The sequence below is a fragment of the Acinetobacter sp. AKBS16 genome (genome assembly GCF_002899995.1).
GTDB lineage: Bacteria > Pseudomonadota > Gammaproteobacteria > Pseudomonadales > Moraxellaceae > Acinetobacter > Acinetobacter baumannii.
In genome coordinates this window covers 47,211-47,957 of sequence record NZ_POYH01000095.1, presented here as the reverse complement: position 1 = coordinate 47,957, position 747 = coordinate 47,211, and the positions used below count along the sequence as shown (strand labels likewise).

General features: G+C 43.5%; 1 protein-coding gene. It reads left to right on the top strand.

Features of this window, described 5'->3' with window-relative positions; genetic code table 11:
• Positions 1-26 precede the first annotated feature (26 nt).
• Positions 27-747 (top strand): MFS transporter (locus tag C1642_RS17415; protein WP_416202835.1); only part of this gene is annotated, 721 nt, incomplete at its 3' end.

The window sequence follows — 747 nt, the reverse complement described above, 5'->3', positions numbered from 1 at the left end:
TTGCCGGCCTGGGTTTGGGCGGAGTAATGCCGAACGTTATTGCTTTAATGACCGAATTCGCCCCAAAGAAATTAAGATCAACTTTGGTATCGCTCATGTTTAGCGGCTATGCGATTGGCGGGATGAGTTCAGCACTTTTAGGCATGTGGTTGGTTCCTAAATTTGGTTGGCAAATCATGTTTATTCTGGCGGGTATTCCACTCATTTCATTACCGATTATTTGGAAATTTTTACCTGAATCAATTGATTATCTGGTTCGCCAAAAAAAATGGAATGAGGTGCGTGACTTACTTCAACAATTAGCACCAGAACAAAGCATAACTGATCATACGAGCATCGTATTACACCAAGAAAACCAACAAACTGCGGCTCGGCCTTTGGTTGCTCTATTTACCGAGAACCGTGCTTTAGTCACTGTATTTTTCTGGCTAAGTGTATTTATGGCTTTACTCATGGTGTATGCGCTCGGCAACTGGATACCAAAACTCATGGTCGAGGCAGGATATGATTTATCAACCAGTCTGGTCTTTTTACTGGCACTAAACTTGGGCGGGATGCTGGGCGCAATCGGTGGAGGATACTTTGCTGATCGTTTTCACCTTGGTAAGGTCATTTGTTCACTCTTCTTTGCAGGTGCAGTGTCGCTCTACTTGCTAAGCTATGCTTTACCCATGGTCATTTTATATTTCTGTGTTGCCATTGCAGGTGCAGCGTCTATCGGTGGGCAAATTTTATTGCTCGCTTATA